General features: G+C 54.0%; 16 protein-coding genes. 7 read left to right on the top strand and 9 right to left on the bottom strand.

Going from position 1 to position 15595, the window contains the following annotated elements; all coding sequences use genetic code 11:
• The first annotated feature begins 103 nt into the window (after positions 1-103).
• From ACR0DG_RS11575 to ACR0DG_RS11565, 3 genes are read left to right on the top strand one after another with little or no spacing between them, the layout of a single operon-like run.
• The gene (locus ACR0DG_RS11575) at positions 104-1630 is read left to right on the top strand and encodes a DUF4153 domain-containing protein (RefSeq protein ID WP_480697213.1); all 1527 of its coding nucleotides are present in this window, start codon (positions 104-106) and stop codon (positions 1628-1630) included.
• Positions 1631-1643: 13 nt separating this feature from the next.
• Entirely contained in the window at positions 1644-2336 is a 693-nt protein-coding gene (locus ACR0DG_RS11570) for a response regulator transcription factor (protein ID WP_480697215.1), read from the top strand.
• The gene (locus ACR0DG_RS11565; protein ID WP_480697217.1) at positions 2321-3853 is read left to right on the top strand and encodes a HAMP domain-containing sensor histidine kinase; all 1533 of its coding nucleotides are present in this window, start codon (positions 2321-2323) and stop codon (positions 3851-3853) included. Before ACR0DG_RS11570 ends, ACR0DG_RS11565 begins: the two co-directional genes overlap by 16 nt.
• 31 nt (positions 3854-3884) lie before the next feature.
• Here the strand turns inward: ACR0DG_RS11565 and ACR0DG_RS11560 are convergent, their stop codons facing one another.
• From ACR0DG_RS11560 to paaZ, 4 genes are all read right to left on the bottom strand, one after another.
• Positions 3885-4769: an SGNH/GDSL hydrolase family protein gene (locus tag ACR0DG_RS11560; protein ID WP_480697219.1), complete on the bottom strand. Its 885-nt coding sequence runs from the start codon at positions 4767-4769 to the stop codon at positions 3885-3887.
• Between the two features lie 23 nt (positions 4770-4792).
• A complete protein-coding gene (locus ACR0DG_RS11555) occupies positions 4793-5656 on the bottom strand; it encodes an SGNH/GDSL hydrolase family protein (protein ID WP_480697221.1) in 864 nt (287 codons plus the stop codon).
• Between the two features lie 124 nt (positions 5657-5780).
• Positions 5781-6599 (bottom strand): hypothetical protein, encoded by an 819-nt coding sequence (locus ACR0DG_RS11550; protein ID WP_480707162.1) that lies wholly within the window; start codon positions 6597-6599, stop codon positions 5781-5783.
• A 22-nt stretch (positions 6600-6621) separates the two neighbouring features.
• Positions 6622-8652: a phenylacetic acid degradation bifunctional protein PaaZ gene (gene paaZ / locus ACR0DG_RS11545; RefSeq protein ID WP_480697225.1), complete on the bottom strand. Its 2031-nt coding sequence runs from the start codon at positions 8650-8652 to the stop codon at positions 6622-6624.
• A 108-nt stretch (positions 8653-8760) separates the two neighbouring features.
• On the opposite strand from paaZ, the gene paaG reads away from it, so the two are divergent.
• From paaG to ACR0DG_RS11525, 4 genes are read left to right on the top strand one after another with little or no spacing between them, the layout of a single operon-like run.
• Positions 8761-9546, top strand: a complete 786-nt coding sequence (paaG, locus tag ACR0DG_RS11540; RefSeq protein WP_480697227.1) for a 2-(1,2-epoxy-1,2-dihydrophenyl)acetyl-CoA isomerase PaaG — start codon at positions 8761-8763, stop codon at positions 9544-9546.
• A 1-nt stretch (position 9547) separates the two neighbouring features.
• The gene (gene paaI, locus ACR0DG_RS11535; protein ID WP_480697229.1) at positions 9548-9988 is read left to right on the top strand and encodes a hydroxyphenylacetyl-CoA thioesterase PaaI; all 441 of its coding nucleotides are present in this window, start codon (positions 9548-9550) and stop codon (positions 9986-9988) included.
• Complete coding sequence (paaK, locus tag ACR0DG_RS11530) at positions 9985-11295, top strand: phenylacetate--CoA ligase PaaK (protein ID WP_480697231.1); 1311 nt, start codon at positions 9985-9987, stop codon at positions 11293-11295. The genes paaI and paaK overlap by 4 nt, the downstream gene beginning before the upstream one ends.
• A gap of 4 nt (positions 11296-11299) precedes the next feature.
• Positions 11300-11908 (top strand): TetR/AcrR family transcriptional regulator, encoded by a 609-nt coding sequence (locus tag ACR0DG_RS11525; RefSeq protein WP_480697233.1) that lies wholly within the window; start codon positions 11300-11302, stop codon positions 11906-11908.
• Here the strand turns inward: ACR0DG_RS11525 and ACR0DG_RS11520 are convergent.
• Genes ACR0DG_RS11520 through paaA form a run of 5 tightly spaced genes read right to left on the bottom strand, consistent with a single transcriptional unit; the run spans position 11905 to position 15496 of the window.
• Positions 11905-12972 (bottom strand): 2Fe-2S iron-sulfur cluster-binding protein, encoded by a 1068-nt coding sequence (locus ACR0DG_RS11520; protein ID WP_480697235.1) that lies wholly within the window; start codon positions 12970-12972, stop codon positions 11905-11907. The genes ACR0DG_RS11525 and ACR0DG_RS11520 overlap by 4 nt on opposite strands.
• A gap of 11 nt (positions 12973-12983) precedes the next feature.
• Positions 12984-13442 carry a 1,2-phenylacetyl-CoA epoxidase subunit PaaD gene (paaD, locus tag ACR0DG_RS11515; RefSeq protein ID WP_480697237.1) on the bottom strand — a complete coding sequence of 153 codons (459 nt, stop codon included), beginning with the start codon at positions 13440-13442 and terminating at the stop codon, positions 12984-12986.
• Positions 13443-13447: 5 nt separating this feature from the next.
• Entirely contained in the window at positions 13448-14206 is a 759-nt protein-coding gene (gene paaC / locus ACR0DG_RS11510; RefSeq protein ID WP_480697239.1) for a 1,2-phenylacetyl-CoA epoxidase subunit PaaC, read from the bottom strand.
• Positions 14206-14496, bottom strand: a complete 291-nt coding sequence (gene paaB, locus ACR0DG_RS11505) for a 1,2-phenylacetyl-CoA epoxidase subunit PaaB (RefSeq protein ID WP_480697241.1) — start codon at positions 14494-14496, stop codon at positions 14206-14208. Before paaB ends, paaC begins: the two co-directional genes overlap by 1 nt.
• Positions 14497-14500: 4 nt before the next feature.
• A complete protein-coding gene (gene paaA, locus ACR0DG_RS11500; protein WP_480697284.1) occupies positions 14501-15496 on the bottom strand; it encodes a 1,2-phenylacetyl-CoA epoxidase subunit PaaA in 996 nt (331 codons plus the stop codon).
• Positions 15497-15595: the final 99 nt, after the last annotated feature.

Below are 15595 nucleotides of genomic sequence, written 5' to 3'. Positions count from 1 at the left end.
AATCTGCACAAAAGGCTCTGATCAGCTGCCAACATAGCAGCCTAAACTTGCATGCGCTTTGCTCAGACTGTGGGCAAGAAAAGCGCAAGCAGGAGAAAGTGTAATGGGGCAGAAACTGGTTATTCAGGGCGTACCTGACCGCATAAGACTCGACGGATGGTGGTTGGAGACATCGGGCGAGCATCCCGCGTCAATTACAAACGGTTCCCGAGATAGCTCTTCGGCTATTGCGTCTCTTCGGATGCAACATAAGATACCACTACTTGCGGCCTTGGTTGCGGTTGCAGATTGGTTATTCTGGCATCAACCGTTGGGCGTTTCTATTGCAGTATTTATGTTGCTGCTGTCTGTCGCGATCCTAGCGGTAAAGTCGCCAAGGCCATCTGTGCGTGAGGCCGTCGGCGCAATGGCGTTTGCAACGCTAAGCAACGTGCCGCTCTGCATCGACCTGCAGTTTTTGTCTGTGCTTTTCAGCTTGGGTGGTTTGGCCAGTATGGCAACATGGTTGGTTTACCGACATGAGCTGACCGAAAGACTATTGTTGCGAACGGCTTTGTATCTGCCGACGGTCGGGGCCTTCCTGCTGGGGCGGTTCGCTATGGCTGAAACCTCGAAAACGGACTTGGGGGCAGGTTTTCGAGGCACGCTTTCACATCTGGCCTTACCTTGTCTAGTGGGCGCGGTGTTTCTACTGCTTTTGGCAGAGGCCAATCCGGTTCTTGAAAACATGTTTGCTGAATTGGACTTGGCTCGCATATTCGAGCCGGAGTTTTGGTTGCGTCTAGTGTTTTGGTGCGCGTTCGCATCATGGCTCTGGCCCTACCTGAACCTGAGCAAAAGCTGGCTGGGCCCAGTTGTAAAACGCGCTGCTGTTGAAAGGGTAGGGCCGGGTAGAGTGGATTTTCTGGTGAACCCGGTCTCAGTTCGTAACTCGTTGGTTTTGTTCAACCTAATGTTTCTGGTGCAATCGGTTATGGATTTGGGCGTTTTGACGGGGGGTGTCTCGCTTCCCGAAGGGATGAGCTACGCGTCCTATGCCCATCGCGGTGCATACCCTTTGGTCGTCACCGCGTTATTGGCGGGTGTGTTTGCCATAGCAACACATCGGATGATTGGCGCGGATCGGCTTTTGCGGCTCTTGGTATTTCTGTGGCTCGGACAAAACCTGTTTCTGGTCGTGACTGCAGCCGTCCGGCTGCAACTATACGTCGAAGCTTACGCTCTGACCTACCTGCGGGTGGCGGCTTTCATTTGGATGGGGCTTGTCTTTGTTGGGCTGATGCTGACCGCGGTGCAAATCCATCGCGGCCTTAGCAATGCGTGGTTGGTACGCCGCTGTCTTTTCGCCCTTGGTGTTACCTTGTACCTTTGTTGTTTCGTGAACTTTGCCCAACTCATCGCCAGCCATAACCTTAGACATGGAGAAACGTTAGCGGAACGCGATACGGCCTATATTTGCGTGCTGGGTGCCGACGCCTATCCCGCAATTCACGCGTTTGAAGTTAAGACAGGTCAGCAAGTTTGCGGTGACTGGATGCAATATAAGGTTGCCAAAGACGCGATCACGAACTGGCGCGAATGGGGCTTCCGCAGATGGCGTATCCAAGCCTATTATCAGCAGCACAATTGAAGGACACCATTTGATGCCCGCTCGCATTCTCATTGTTGATGATGATCCGGATATTCGTGAAATCACTGGGTTAGCGGTTCAAAAAGCAGGATTTGATACCCTTTTTGCCTGTGATGGGCTTGAGGCGCTGAACGCTGCGCAGCAGGAAAAACCAGACCTGATCGTGCTGGATATTGGCCTGCCCGAAAAGGACGGGCTTGAGGTCTGCCGGAACATTCGAAAGTCCTCAGAGGTGCCGATTTTGTTTCTGACCGCACGTGATGATGAAGTAGACCGGGTCGTCGGTTTAGAAATCGGGGCGGATGATTACCTGACAAAACCCTTTTCACCACGCGAGTTGGTGGCTCGGATCAAGGCAATCCTAAAGCGAAGCCTGGCCGCTGTTCAAAAGGAAGAAGCGGTTCTTGTAAAAGGCGTTCTTAGCTTGGACGTAGAGCGGCACCAATGTCAGTTTCAGAACCAACAGATCCCATTAACCGGATCTGAGTTTCGCTTGCTCGCAACGCTTATGGCGCGACCAGATCATGTCCTGTCCAGAAGCCAGCTGATTGACGCTTTGTACGGCTACAACATTCATGTGTCGGATCGCACAATAGACAGCCACGTCCGAAATCTTCGCGCCAAGTTATCACAAGCTGGTTGCGCCGAGGGGATCGTAACAGTCCACGGAGTGGGTCTGAGGATGGGTGCATGCGAAACAGGCTAAAGCCAAGGTGGCGGCCGCGGCTCTGGACAATCGTTTTGCTGGTGTTGGCAATCGTTCTATGTCTGCCATTTGCAGGCTTGGTCTTGTTCCGATTTTACGACAGCCAACTGGTGCAGCAAACAGAAGAAAGCCTGTTATCCCAGGCGGCCGTCATGTCCTCGGCATTTGCCGAGTTGTACCAAGAGGCTGCCGGGTCGCCGCCGCAGGCTCAGGGCGCGATATCTGTAGAGGAGGCCGTGTTCCCGTCTTTGTCCATCAACCGTGGCACTGTCTTGCCACCGCGGCCAGATGCGAAACCGGTAAACGCGCAGCCCGCTGCGGTCTACGGGGATATTGCGCAAGTGCTGTCTCGAATGGCCAACGGGGCCCAAGAGAAAACTCTTGCCGGATACAGGTTCCTCGATCCCGAAGGCAATGTTTTCGCCGGAACTGCAGAAACGGGCACGAACCTTGCACATGTCAGGGAAGTGCGCAGGGCGCTTGACGGCGATACCGCGTCGGTTGCACGAACCCGTTTGAGGGAAGACAGGACCCCTTTTGTTTATACCCTGAGCCGAGCCGCGCGGGTTCGGGTTTTTGTAGCCATGCCGGTATTCGTGGAAAAGAAACTGATCGGAGCAGTATATCTGAGCCGAACACCGAACCACATTTTCAGATTTCTCTATGGCGAACGTTTTAATCTCGCGAAGGCTGCGGCTTTTGTGGCGTTGTCCACCGCTTTGATTGGCTATGTCTTTTGGCGGTTTATTACGCGCCCGATCAAAGATCTGAGCAGGCAAAGTCAAATCGCAGGGTACGGGGACACCCCTTGGGAGCCACCCGCCCATCTTGGAACGCGTGAGATCGAGGAGCTTGGTCAAAGCTTCAAGTCGCTGACCGAGCGTTTGCAAGGCAAGCAAACGGCTCTCAAGACCTACACAGCGCATGTGACCCACGAATTAAAGTCGCCTCTGACGGCGCTTAAAGGCGCGACCGAGTTGTTGCGCGATGATGACCTTTCGTCGACGCAGCGCCAGAAATTGCTGGATACTGTCGACAAGGGCGGCAAGCGGATGGAAGATTTGTTGGCCAATATGCGCGCCTTTAGCCTTGCCGACCAGCGCGCTTTGACGGGTACTGTATCGTTGATGGATATAGTCGACCCGATGTCTGAGGCTTTCCCCGATCTGGAGATCCGAGTCGAAAACGGTGGGCAAAGTCTGCCGATTGCCGAACAAACCTTGCGGATCATTTTAACGCATTTGTTCGAAAACGCGCTGCAACACGGTGCTACCGAAATTGTTCTTGGAACAAGCTTTGACGGGAAGAACCCGACGCTTCAAATCAAAGACAACGGAGCGGGCATCAGCGAAGGAAATGCTGGTAAAGTATTCGAACCCTTTTTCACGACACGCCGAAACAGCGGTGGCACCGGCATGGGGCTCAATATCGTCATCGCCACCTTAGAGGCTGTAGGCGGCACTTTGTCTCTCGCCCCAACCGATGACGGGGCGTGTTTTTTGATCACTTTCAGTTAAGAAACAATCACGATCGGGGTCCGTCACCGCCTCAGCTTTGTTCCTTGGTCGGAGCGATCTGCGTGAAGATCGCGTTACAGATTTGATCCATTTCAAGTGCGAAAAAATTTTTCGCAGCGGCTTCGTTCGGGTGATACGGATCTTTGACCAAACCTTTTTTGTTCAGCCTGAAATAGTCTTTATTTCCTTGATTGGCCGCAACAGTTTCTGGCGTAGCACCGGGTACGAATGTGCAGCGCAAACCCGATGTTTTAAAAGCGTCCATCAGGTTCTTTTGCGCCCGAAGCCGCAGGTCCACGATCTTCTTTTTATACGCGGGTGCCGTTGTCATGAATATGCACGGCAAGTCCGGGGGGAGTTGCGTTTTAAGCTTTTGAACATCGCTTAAGGCAGCCTCGGGGCTGTTGGCCCAGCGTTTGGCGGAATTTCCCAGAAAAGACATCAGGATCAGTTTCGGATCATAGTAATCTTCGCGCAGCATCTCTTCGAGCGGTGATGTCTTGGGGGCGCAGAATTGGTAGTCACGCCCTTCGCCGATCTGGACATACTTGTTGCCGTTCTTGTTTACGAAACCGTAGGTACCTGCGTTAACTTTCCATTTGGGATCGACCTTGCAGATGGTATCCTTGCCCTTACCCGAACGCGACGTCCAAGAATGGATCGAGCTGGAGCGTACCCCGATTACGCCCACACGCATCTCTTCCAACCTTTTAAGGTGTTCTTTTTGTTCTGCGTTCGGTTTGCAGTGCGTTTTGATATTGCTAAAAAATTCCAAAAACGCCGGACCCGATCCAAACGATATCTGACTATCGCCGATTATCAGGATTTCAGGCGAAACGAACTCCTCCGCGCTGGTTGACGGAGCGTACATGAGCAGGGCGATCAAAACCCCTGCGATCTTGTTTAGAAACTGCATCTTTCCCCCCTTATGCGGTTTCTCTATTTCAGTGCTGCGAAAATGGCATCGCAAAGTGCCGTGTTGTTTATGTTCAGAAACTGGCGGATCGCGGCGTTGCTTGGATGATGTGGGTCTTTGACCCGTCCAGCATCGTTGCGGCGAAAGAACTTTGGTTTTCCTTCGATGGCAGCGCGTGTTTCGGCGTTGAATCCTTCGACCACTTTGCATTGTGCGTCGGCACGTTCAAAAGCGCGAGCGATCTGAGTCTGCGCCTTCATACGCTTGTCGTTTGTTTTTTTCAGGTAAACCGGTGCGCTTGACACAAAGACGCACGGCATATCGCCCGGAACCTGGGCCAAGGTCCGGCGCACGTCCTGTTCTGCGGCCTCAGATGAGTTTGCCCATCGGTCGGCCGAATTTCCGAGGAACGTCAGAATAAGCAGGCCTGGATCATAATAGTTTTCCGCAAACATCGCCTCGAACGCGGTCTGTTTTGGTTTGCAGAATTGATAGGACGCGCCCTTGCCGATCTGAATGAAGACACGATCCGGGTTGCCGTCTATGCCATAGGCCCCCGCGTTCACGCCAAATTTCTTATCTACGTCGCAGATTGCGCCCCGTGTCGCACCGCTGGTTGATGTCCAGGATTGCAACGACGTTGATCGCACACCAATTGCAGCCGTTTGTCGTGCGCCCAGTTTTTCCAGCAGTTTTGTCCGCTCAGGTGTCATCTCGCACCGATCCGGAAGCTGTTCGAAGAACTTGACGTATTCCTTGCCGGCACCGAAAGATATCTGGCTATCGCCAAGTACAAGGACATCCGGCTGTGCCAAAGCCGGCAAAGGCGCAATCAGTAATGTCGCGGTGAACATTCCGCGCAGCTTTGAAACTATACTATCCGTCACGCAGTCACCTTGGTCGCGAGCCTACTATCCATCCGATATTCTTACTGGTCGGTGAAAGATGCCGCAATGGACGATGAAATACCAATCAAGAGCCGGTTACACAAAGTCATCGCCTTTTTCGGGATCATGTCCCGTTTTCTGAGGCGAACGCGGCGGGCGACAACTTCGGCAAGTCGTGCAACATGCCCGTTATGTGCGTGTGGCACTTGGCCAAAGCTCCATCCGGTACCAATGAAATATGGGCCCAGTTGGCATCACGCAGCGCGATTTTCCGCCAGTGATGGAGCATCAGTAGACGCGCGGCAGCTTGCGAAAGGGGCGGTAGGTCATGAACGCGGGTTTCACATAGGTCGTGTAGCTTTTGTGCCAATGACAATGTGCGCTGGGGTGCGATCTGGTCGGTTAGCCAGGTTGGTAGATTCGGACCTTTGAAACATAGCCCGAGCCTGTCGTGATCAGCTGCGACCGATTGGATTGGCGCCATCACCACAGAACGGTCCAGCGCGATGGAACTGTCGGGGGGCGCTGTGTCGGGACGTAGCAGAAACAGCTGCCACCCTTCAGGAAATTTGACGTCCCGGCGATATACGTCTTCATACGCTGCCCGCGTTTCGGCAAACCCATAAGAGGACAAACGATAAGAAACCTCGCGCCCCGATTTTGTGGATTCGATCCACCCGTCTTTCCTGAGACGATGAAGAGCAACCCTTATGGCCTCGGTCTTAATGCCGACCCGTCCCAGCAGCAGTGTAAGCTCTTTACCGGTGATGTCTTTTCCGTTCAGGTCACCGAAAAGCGTGACAATCAGCGACCACGTCTTGATCGGTTCCAGTGCGCTGAGGTCGTCAATCAAGGTCTCTGCTGCATTCAACGTCAGGTCTTTCCCATTGGCGATTTTCAGGGCTGGACCTTTCGATACCACGGCCGCGTGCTGCGTGGCCACGGGAAATACGTTTTTGCACCTTTTAGCAGGCGTTCATGGTCAAAAGCTCGTATTCGGCGGCTATTTCTTCATGTTGGTTTCTAATCGCAACATGCCAACGGATTTCACCGTATTCCTGATTGCGTGGCGTCTTGGCCATGACCGTCAACCGAACGCGAATACTGTCACCCGCCTGAACGGGTTTCAGGAAACGCAGGTTGTCCAAACCTGTGTTGGCCAAAACCGGACCTTCATCCGGTTGGACAAAAAGCCCTGCCGCAAAGCTCAGCAGTAAATATCCATGGGCGACGCGGCCGGGGAAAAAAGGGTTACGGGCGGCGGCGTCTTCATCCATATGGGCATAGAACGTATCGCCGGTGAAATGCGCAAAGGTCTCAATATCCTGAATTGAAATCTCTCGCGACTCGGTCAGTAGTGTTTCCCCGATTTCCAATTCCTGAAACCTGCGCGTGAATGGGTGGGCATCATGTGTGATTTCAGCAGAACCCGGCACCCATTTCTGGCCAATGCGGGTTAAGATATCCGGGCTGCCCTGAACGGCCGTTCGCTGCATATAGTGCATTACACCGCGCACTCCGCCCATTTCTTCGCCACCGCCCGCGCGACCGGGGCCGCCATGGACCATGTGCGGTAGCGGAGTTCCGTGACCGGTGCTTTCATCCATTGATGTGCGGTTGTTGAAATACAAACGACCGTGATACGCGCCAGCCTTGATCGCGATCTCGCGGGCGGTATCCGTGTCATTGGTAATGACGGAGGTCACCAGACTGCCGCCACCTTTATTCGCAAGCTCCAATGCATGGTCCAAGTCGCCGTATGGCATGATTGTGGATAAAGGGCCGAAGGCTTCGATCTGATGCACATGCGTCGCGGCATCCGGATTTGCGCAGTAATACAGCATCGGTGGCACAAAGGCCCCTTTGTCAGCGTCCACGCCTTCCAGCGCGAAGGCGTCGTGATCGCCAAAAACACGCTCGGCCTCTTGTCCTATCAAATTGGCCTTCTCCAAAACATCACGTTTTTGGGACAACGAAACGAGGGCCCCCATCTGTGTGGTGTCAGCGCGAGGATCTCCGATTACGATTTTGCTGAGTTTTGTCCGCAGGGCATCAATAACCGCCTCAGTTTGTTCCTGGGGGGTAAGAATCCGACGAATGGCCGTGCATTTTTGCCCGGCTTTCGCGGTCATTTCTTTTATGACTTCCTTTATGAACAGATCAAATTCTGCCGTTCCGGGTTTGGCATCCGGTCCTAGAATAGAAGCGTTCAAGCTGTCTTGTTCCGCAATGAACCGGGTTGCGTTTTGCAGCAGGTTGGGTGTGCTGCGTAGGCGTGTGGCCGTTTGGGCAGAACCGGTAAAGCTGACCACATCCTGTGGACCCACATGGTCCAACAACGGACCCAAATCGCCCGAAACCAGTTGTACCGCGCCTTCGGGCAACAAACCGCTATCGAGCATTATCCTGAAGCAAAGCTCTGTCACATAGCAGGTGGCAGTGGCTGGTTTTACAATCGCCGGAACACCGGCCAACAGTGTCGGGGCCAGCTTTTCCAGCATACCCCAGACCGGGAAGTTGAACGCGTTGATGTGAACGGCAACCCCTGTCAGTGACGTGCAGATATGTTGGCCCAGAAACGTGCCCTTTCGCGACAATTGCTCGACTTCACCGTCTAGATAGATAGTGTCATCCGGCATTTCGCGCCGACCTTTGCTGGCGAAAACCAGCATGGTGCCAATCCCGCCGTCGATATCGATCAGATGATCTTTTTGTGTCGCGCCGGTCGCGAACGATATCTCATAAAGTGCTTGCCTGTGCTCTTTGATGTGCAATGCCAAGGCTTTGAGCATGCGCGCACGGTCGTGAAACGTCATGGCGCGCAAGGCCGGTCCGCCTTTCTGGCGCGCAAATTGAAGCATCGCGTCGACGTCGAGGGCGCTGTTCCCGGCCCGCGCGATGCGCTCTCCTGTCACTGCCGAGAAAATGTCGCGCGCAGAATCGTCACTATTTATCCAGTGCCCAGCTACGAAGCTTTCAACCTGTTTTATCGTCATGTGACATCTCCTCCAACGCGCGACTGATGGTCGGTATCGATTAATTGACCTACCGGTCGGTTTATGAAATGTTTAGTTTTAGGGCCGCGAGATTTCAAGGAGATTATAGTGTCGAACACAGTTCTTGTCGCGAGACACGCGGGTTGGGTCGAAGTGACCTTGAACCGACCTGAAAAGCTGAACAGCTTTAATGATGAGATGCATCTGGCCCTTCGGGACGCGCTGACGCAGGCGAAAGAAGAAGAGGCGCGGGCGGTTTTGATCACAGGGGCGGGTCGCGGTTTTTGCGCCGGGCAGGACCTGGGTGACCGTGATCCATCTAAGATGGATGGGCCGCCTGACCTTAGCCTGTCGATGACACGGTACTACAACCCTTTGATCCGGCAAATCAGGTCGTTCAACGCGCCGGTGATTTGTGCGGTGAACGGTGTTGCTGCGGGGGCAGGGGCGAACATAGCGTTGGCCTGCGATATTGTACTGGCGGCGGACACCGCCAAGTTCGTGCAGTCCTTTGCCAAAGTGGGGCTGATCCCGGATTCCGGCGGTACCTGGGTGCTGACACAGCGGTTGGGAGAGGCACGGGCAAAGGCGCTTGCTATGACGGCCGAGCCCCTATCGGCGCAAAAAGCAGAAGACTGGGGTTTGATCTGGAAATGCACCTCTGCTGCTGACCTGATGACAGACGCGCGTGCTTTGACTGAGAAGCTGGCGCAGGGTCCGACATTGGGCCTGTCGCATATCAAAACCGCTATTCACGCAGCAACCGAAAACGATCTGGATGAACAATTGGAGCTTGAGGCCCGGTTCCAGAAAACCTGTGGCGAAAGCGCCGACTACGCTGAGGGGGTTGCAGCGTTTTTGCGAAAGCGCCCGCCAAAATTCACGGGGCGGTGAAATGACACCGAAGGAACGGGCAGAACGCGCAGCTCAGGCAATGTGGAACAAAGACAGCGCAAGTCCGGCACTTGGGCTAAAGATGGAAAATGTGGATGAGGGGCATGCGCAACTCTCTCTGGTCGTTGAGAAGCGACACACGAATGGGCATGGGATCTGCCACGGTGGCGTAATTTTCATGCTGGCGGATACTGCGTTTGCTTTTGCCTGCAATAGTCGAAATCAGTCGACGGTCGCGCATCACAACGCAATCACCTACGTCGCGCCAGCAAGGCCGGGGGACCAGCTTATTGCTACTGCGACCGAGGTCAGTCTCAGGGGTCGCAACGGCATCTATGACGTGACCGTCGTCAATCAGGACAAAGACCTGATCGCTGAATTTCGCGGTTGCTCGCGTGCGGTGCGCGGGCATCTTTTTGATGAACAAGGGAGGGGCTCATGAAAGATCTAACGCCAGCACGTGAAGACTTGGACCCGATCGAAATTGCATCCATTGATGAAATCCGTGCCTTGCAGTTAAAGCGGCTTCAATGGTCGTTGCGGCATGCCTATGAGAACGTACCATTCTACCGAGAAAGATTTGATGCCGCGGGCGTGCATCCGGATGATCTGAATTCCCTCGAAGATCTCGCCAAGTTTCCGTTCACCCACAAGGACGATCTAAGAGCCAACTATCCATTTGGCTTGTTCGCCGTGCCGCGCGAACAAATTGTGCGCGTTCATGCATCTTCGGGGACCACGGGTAAACCAACGGTGGTGGGTTACACACGCACAGATATTGAGAATTGGGCGCATCTTGTCGCGCGTTCAATGCGCGCCAGCGGGACAAGGCCGGGTGACATGGTGCATGTTGCATATGGGTATGGTTTGTTCACTGGCGGCCTTGGCGCACATTACGGTGCCGAGCATCTGAACTGCTCCGTCGTTCCTGTTTCAGGCGGGATGACAGAGCGTCAGGTCTTGCTGATACATGACTTTAAACCAAGCACCATCATGGTCACGCCATCTTATATGCTGAATATTCTCGAACAGTTTCACGCAGCGGGTCTGGACCCGCGCGAATGCTCCCTTGAGGTTGGCATATTCGGGGCCGAGCCGTGGACAAACGCAATGCGGGTCGAGGTCGAAGAGGCGTTCGATATGCACGCCGTCGATATTTACGGGCTGTCCGAAATCATGGGTCCGGGTGTTGCCAACGAATGCGTTGAAACCAAAGACGGGCTGCATGTATGGGAAGATCATTTCTACCCCGAGATCATCGACCCCAACACCGGAGAGGTTTTGCCGGATGGTGAAATGGGTGAGTTGGTTTTTACCACACTCACCAAAGAAGGCCTGCCGATGGTACGCTATCGTACCCGCGATTTGACACGGCTGCTTCCCGGCACGGCACGTTCAATGCGACGGATGGAAAAGATTACTGGTCGGTCAGACGATATGATGATCCTGCGCGGAGTGAATGTTTTCCCAACTCAAATAGAGGAATTGGTTCTGGCGACCCCCGACCTTGCGCCTTACTTCCAGATTGCACTGGATCGAGCAGGGCGTATGGACGTGATGACGATCCATGTAGAGGCCGAAAGCGGCGCTGCAACGGCCGAGGCCAGGCAAGCCTTGGCGGGTGTCTTGTCCCAAAAGATCAAAGATACAATTGGCGTTGGCGCTACCGTCGATGTGGGCATACCCGGTAGTGTCGAGCGCAGTCAGGGTAAGGCTCGTCGTGTCATAGACAACAGGCCGAAGGAGTAAACCTGTGGCGCGGACGATCGCAAAAGACCACGAACAAAAACGGCAGAGCATCCTCGCGGTTGCGGCCAATGTCTTTGCCCACGAAGGAATAGCCCGTGCTTCTATGAATCAGGTGGCGAAAGGTGCCGGTATCTCGAAGGCAAACATCTACCATTACTATGACAGCAAAGAAGCGCTGCTGTTCGACATTCTGAACACATATCTTTCCGAATTGGCGACACGTGTTACCGAAGTCGACCTGGAAGGGAAACAGCCCGAGGACCAATTGCATATCGTTCTGCGCGAGTACCTGCTGGCCTATGAAGGCATGGATTACGAACACACAATTCAGACCGAAGGGTTGTCGCTACTGCCCGAAGCGATGCAAATAACTCTGAAGGCATATCAGAAGAAAATGGTTGCCCAGATGAGTGACCTGTTGGACGCAATTAGCGGCGGGCGGTTGCGTCAAAACCCTCAGCTACTGCGCGAAGTCACCATGTCTGTATTCGGGATGCTGAATTGGTATTACATGTGGCACCCAAAGGCGACACGCGCGGATCGCGAACGCTATGCCCAAGTAATCGCCCGGCTGACCGTGTCGGGGTTGCCCGGCACGCAGATTGTGGATTAATGACCGGCTTCGTCATAGTCCCAGACAACTCTGTCTGACACCGGAAAACACTGGCAAGTCAGCACAAATCCCGCCTCGACCTCATAGTCTTCGAGGGCATGGTTGTTGACCATTTCAACTTCACCTTCCAGCACGCGCGCCTTGCATGTCGAGCATACTCCGGCTTTGCAGGCGTGCGGCGCGTCAAGGTTTTCCGCCAGCGCAGCCTCGAGCAGGCTGGTGTCTTTCGGAATGGTGAAGTTGCGCCGCACACCACCCAATGTGACACGTGCTTTGGTACCGCTTTCGCCGCCGGATTTTGATGCGGCACGGTTTTTCGTGCGCCCGGGCTGCGACGAGGCGAACAATTCGAAACGGATTTGATCTTTCGTCAGGCCGTGGTCTTTCAACGCTTGTGAAATCGCTAACATCATAGGTTCAGGCCCGCAGATATAGGCCATAGAGACTGAGTTTATGTCGATCCAATTCTGAAACAGAGCCGCGCATTTTTCGCCATCGACGCGGCCTTTGAACAGGTCGATCTCCTGACTGTCATCTTCCAGAATGTGAACGATATTCAGGCGATGCAAATATTGGTTCTTTAGGTCCTCAAGTTCCTCTCGGAACATGATCGTATTTGGTGTTCGATTGGCATAGATCAGTGTGAAGCGGGCGGTAGAATCCTCGGACAAAGCCGTCTTCAGGATTGAAAGCACGGGTGTAATGCCTGACCCGCCAGCGAAAGCCAGGTAATGGGGCGCGTCGACCTCTGCAGCAGCGTGAAAGTTCCCCATCGGCGGCATGGCATCCATGACATCGCCCACTTGCAACTCGGTATTGGCCCAAGTTGAAAAAGCACCGCCATCGACGCTTTTGATGCCAACCTGCAAAATGCCTTCATGTGGGGCAGCGCAGATGGAATAAGATCGCCGCAGTTCTTCCCCGTCGAAATGGCGTTTGAAAGTCAGGTACTGGCCCGGTGCAAATTGAAAGTCTTCGGCCTTTTCCGGCGACAAGGTCACAACGACAGCGTCGCGGATTGTCTTATGGATATGAGTCACTTTCAAAGGTTGAAACTTGGCCATTGGGGCGGACCTCAAATGCATTTGAAATAGTCAAAGGGTTCAAGGCAGTCCTGACACCGCCATTGAGCCTTGCACGGAGTGGACCCAAACTGGCTAATCTTTTCGATCTGAACAGACTTGCAAATTGGGCACCGAGAGGGGCCTCCCGCTGGTTGCGGCGGCGCTATCCCATATTCTTCCAGTCGCGCACGTCCTTTGTTCGATAGCCAGTCCGTCGTCCAAGCCGGAGCGATACGCGTTTTGATCTTGGGATTTAGGATGCCGTTCCTTTCCAGCGCGGTTTGAATGTCCATAGCGATAACAGACATTGCAGGGCAGCCCGAGTATGTCGGCGTGATTGTAACCGTCACCTGATCCTGGGAGATCGACACATCTCGCACAACGCCTAGGTCAACGACCGAAATCACCGGGATTTCGGGGTCAGGTATCGTGTCCAGCAAATCCCACACCTGTGTCTGGGTGATCGCCATCGCGTCTACCACGTCGCACCGGGATAAGACCGTTGCAGGGTTTGCATAACCGCCAGCATATGGCCCAGATGTTCTGTATGGCGAAATCCAGTGCGCCCACCGGTTTGTACGTAAACATCTTCAGGCAACGTCAGGCACGCTTCGGTCAGAACCTTGTTAACGGTATCCAGCCAAGCTTCACGTAATTCAGACGGCAAAGGAGCGATCTGCGCTTGCGCCATTGCATGATCCGTTTCGTCGTCTACGAAAACTTCACCGCTGTATGGCCAAAGATACGCCAATGCATCTGCCATGCGCGCGTTGCTCTCTGCTGTTCCGTCTCCCAGCGCGATCACAGTTTGGGACGAGCGATCCAGATGGTACAAAGCCTCTTTCAAACACTTGGCGGCGATTTCTGCGACACGAACATCCGATGACTCCTGCAGGTGGGTCAACCACGGCACCTGAAAGGCATCAAAGAAAAACTGCCGCATCTGGGTACGGCCAAAATCACCATTTGGCACTTCGAGCATCAAAAGATTCTTAAAGTCGTAAACGTCGCGCAAAAAGGCCAGATCATCTGCGGTCCGCCCCAGACCTTCGACCTCACCCGCGTATCCAAGCCACATTTGCGTTTGACCGATGAGATCCAGCGCCATGTTCGCGAGGGCAATGTCTTCTTCCAGTATCGGCGCAACGCCGCACCATTCGGACGTGCGATGCCCCAAGACCAACGTGTTGTCGCCCTGCCGCAAAAGGAATTGGAACAAAGGATTGTCGGCCATCACATTTTTCCAACTTCGTCGGGAATGTCGTAAAATGTTGGGTGCCTGTAAACTTTGTCACGCGCCGGATCAAACAAGGGGCCTTTGTCAGATGGGCTGGAGGCTGTGATTTTTGCAGCCTCGACCACCCAGATGCTGACGCCCTCATTCCGACGGGTATAAACGTCGCGCGCGTTGCGGATGGCATGGGCCGCGTCCGCAGCATGGAGCGACCCCACATGCCGATGGCTCATGCCGTGCTGCCCCCGAATAAAGACCTCCCAAAGGGGCCATTCATTTTCATGCGTCATTAAATTACTCTGCTGCGTGGGTTTGTTTGCGGGATTTTCGCGCATGTGCCAGCATGGCCTCGCGCACCCATGCGCCATCGTCCCATGCTTTGCGCCGCGCCGTTAGGCGTTCGGAATTGCAAGGACCATTGCCCGAGATGACTTGGTAGAACTCGGACCAGTCGGGCTCACTATAATCGTAATGCCCGGTTTCATCGTTCCACCGCAGGTCAGCATCCGGGATTGTCAGCCCAAGAAACTCGGCCTGTGGCACTGTTTCATCCACAAATTTTTGCCGAAGCTCGTCATTTGTGTTGATCTTGATTTTCCAAGCCATGGATTGCGCTGAATGCACGCTGTCTTTGTCGGACGGGCCAAACATCATGAGGGCAGGGTACCAAAACCGGTTCAAAGCGTCTTGTGCCATGCGTTTTTGGTCGGCGGTGCCCTCTTTCGCCATCTTGATCATGATGTGATAGCCTTGGCGTTGGTGAAAGCTTTCTTCCTTGCAGATGCGGACCATCGCGCGGGCGTAGGGACCATATGAGGTTCTCTGTAACGGCACCTGATTCATAATGGCCGCGCCGTCCACCAACCAACCGACAGCACCCATATCCGCCCATGTCAGTGTGGGGTAATTGAAGATTGACGAGTATTTCATACGCTCGGAATGCAACATGTCGACCAGTTCATCCCGGCTGACCCCCAGAGTTTCCGCGGCGCAATACAGGTAAAGACCGTGTCCTGCCTCGTCCTGCACTTTGGCAAGCAGATTTGCTTTCCGCTCGAGTGTCGGGGCGCGCGTGATCCAGTTTCCTTCGGGCAGTTGGCCAACGATTTCGGAATGCGCATGCTGCCCAATCTGACGGATCAGGGTCTTGCGGTAGGCGTCGGGCATATAATCCTTGGGCTCAATCTTGTCGCCCCGATCAACGCGATCCTGAAAGGCACGATCCTGTGCGCTCATATCCTCACGCGATTGAACACCGCTTCCTGCTGACTGCACCATTTGCGCGTACATGGTCATGTCCTCCTCAATCCCTCTTGCACCATATTATGTTACCAAAAAAAACTAAATACAAATTTTTGTAACGTAAGGAGATTGTGGTAGTGAAAAGAT

It is taken from the genome of Ruegeria sp. BG8 (genome assembly GCF_056538325.1).
This window is presented reverse-complemented; position numbering and strand designations above follow the sequence as displayed.

Excerpts from the sequence above, each read along its gene's own strand:
- paaK (WP_480697231.1), top strand. The coding sequence starts at position 9,985 with ATGAAAGATCTAACGCCAGCACGTGAAGACTTGGACCCGATCGAAATT.
- paaC (WP_480697239.1), bottom strand. The coding sequence starts at position 14,206 with ATGGCCGACAATCCTTTGTTCCAATTCCTTTTGCGGCAGGGCGACAAC.
- paaB (WP_480697241.1), bottom strand. The coding sequence starts at position 14,496 with ATGACGCATGAAAATGAATGGCCCCTTTGGGAGGTCTTTATTCGGGGG.
- ACR0DG_RS11570 (WP_480697215.1), top strand. The coding sequence starts at position 1,644 with ATGCCCGCTCGCATTCTCATTGTTGATGATGATCCGGATATTCGTGAA.
- paaI (WP_480697229.1), top strand. The coding sequence starts at position 9,548 with ATGACACCGAAGGAACGGGCAGAACGCGCAGCTCAGGCAATGTGGAAC.
- ACR0DG_RS11565 (WP_480697217.1), top strand. The coding sequence starts at position 2,321 with ATGCGAAACAGGCTAAAGCCAAGGTGGCGGCCGCGGCTCTGGACAATC.
- ACR0DG_RS11520 (WP_480697235.1), bottom strand. The coding sequence starts at position 12,972 with ATGGCCAAGTTTCAACCTTTGAAAGTGACTCATATCCATAAGACAATC.
- paaD (WP_480697237.1), bottom strand. The coding sequence starts at position 13,442 with ATGGCGATCACCCAGACACAGGTGTGGGATTTGCTGGACACGATACCT.
- ACR0DG_RS11575 (WP_480697213.1), top strand. The coding sequence starts at position 104 with ATGGGGCAGAAACTGGTTATTCAGGGCGTACCTGACCGCATAAGACTC.
- paaZ (WP_480697225.1), bottom strand. The coding sequence starts at position 8,652 with ATGACGATAAAACAGGTTGAAAGCTTCGTAGCTGGGCACTGGATAAAT.
- ACR0DG_RS11560 (WP_480697219.1), bottom strand. The coding sequence starts at position 4,769 with ATGCAGTTTCTAAACAAGATCGCAGGGGTTTTGATCGCCCTGCTCATG.
- paaA (WP_480697284.1), bottom strand. The coding sequence starts at position 15,496 with ATGTACGCGCAAATGGTGCAGTCAGCAGGAAGCGGTGTTCAATCGCGT.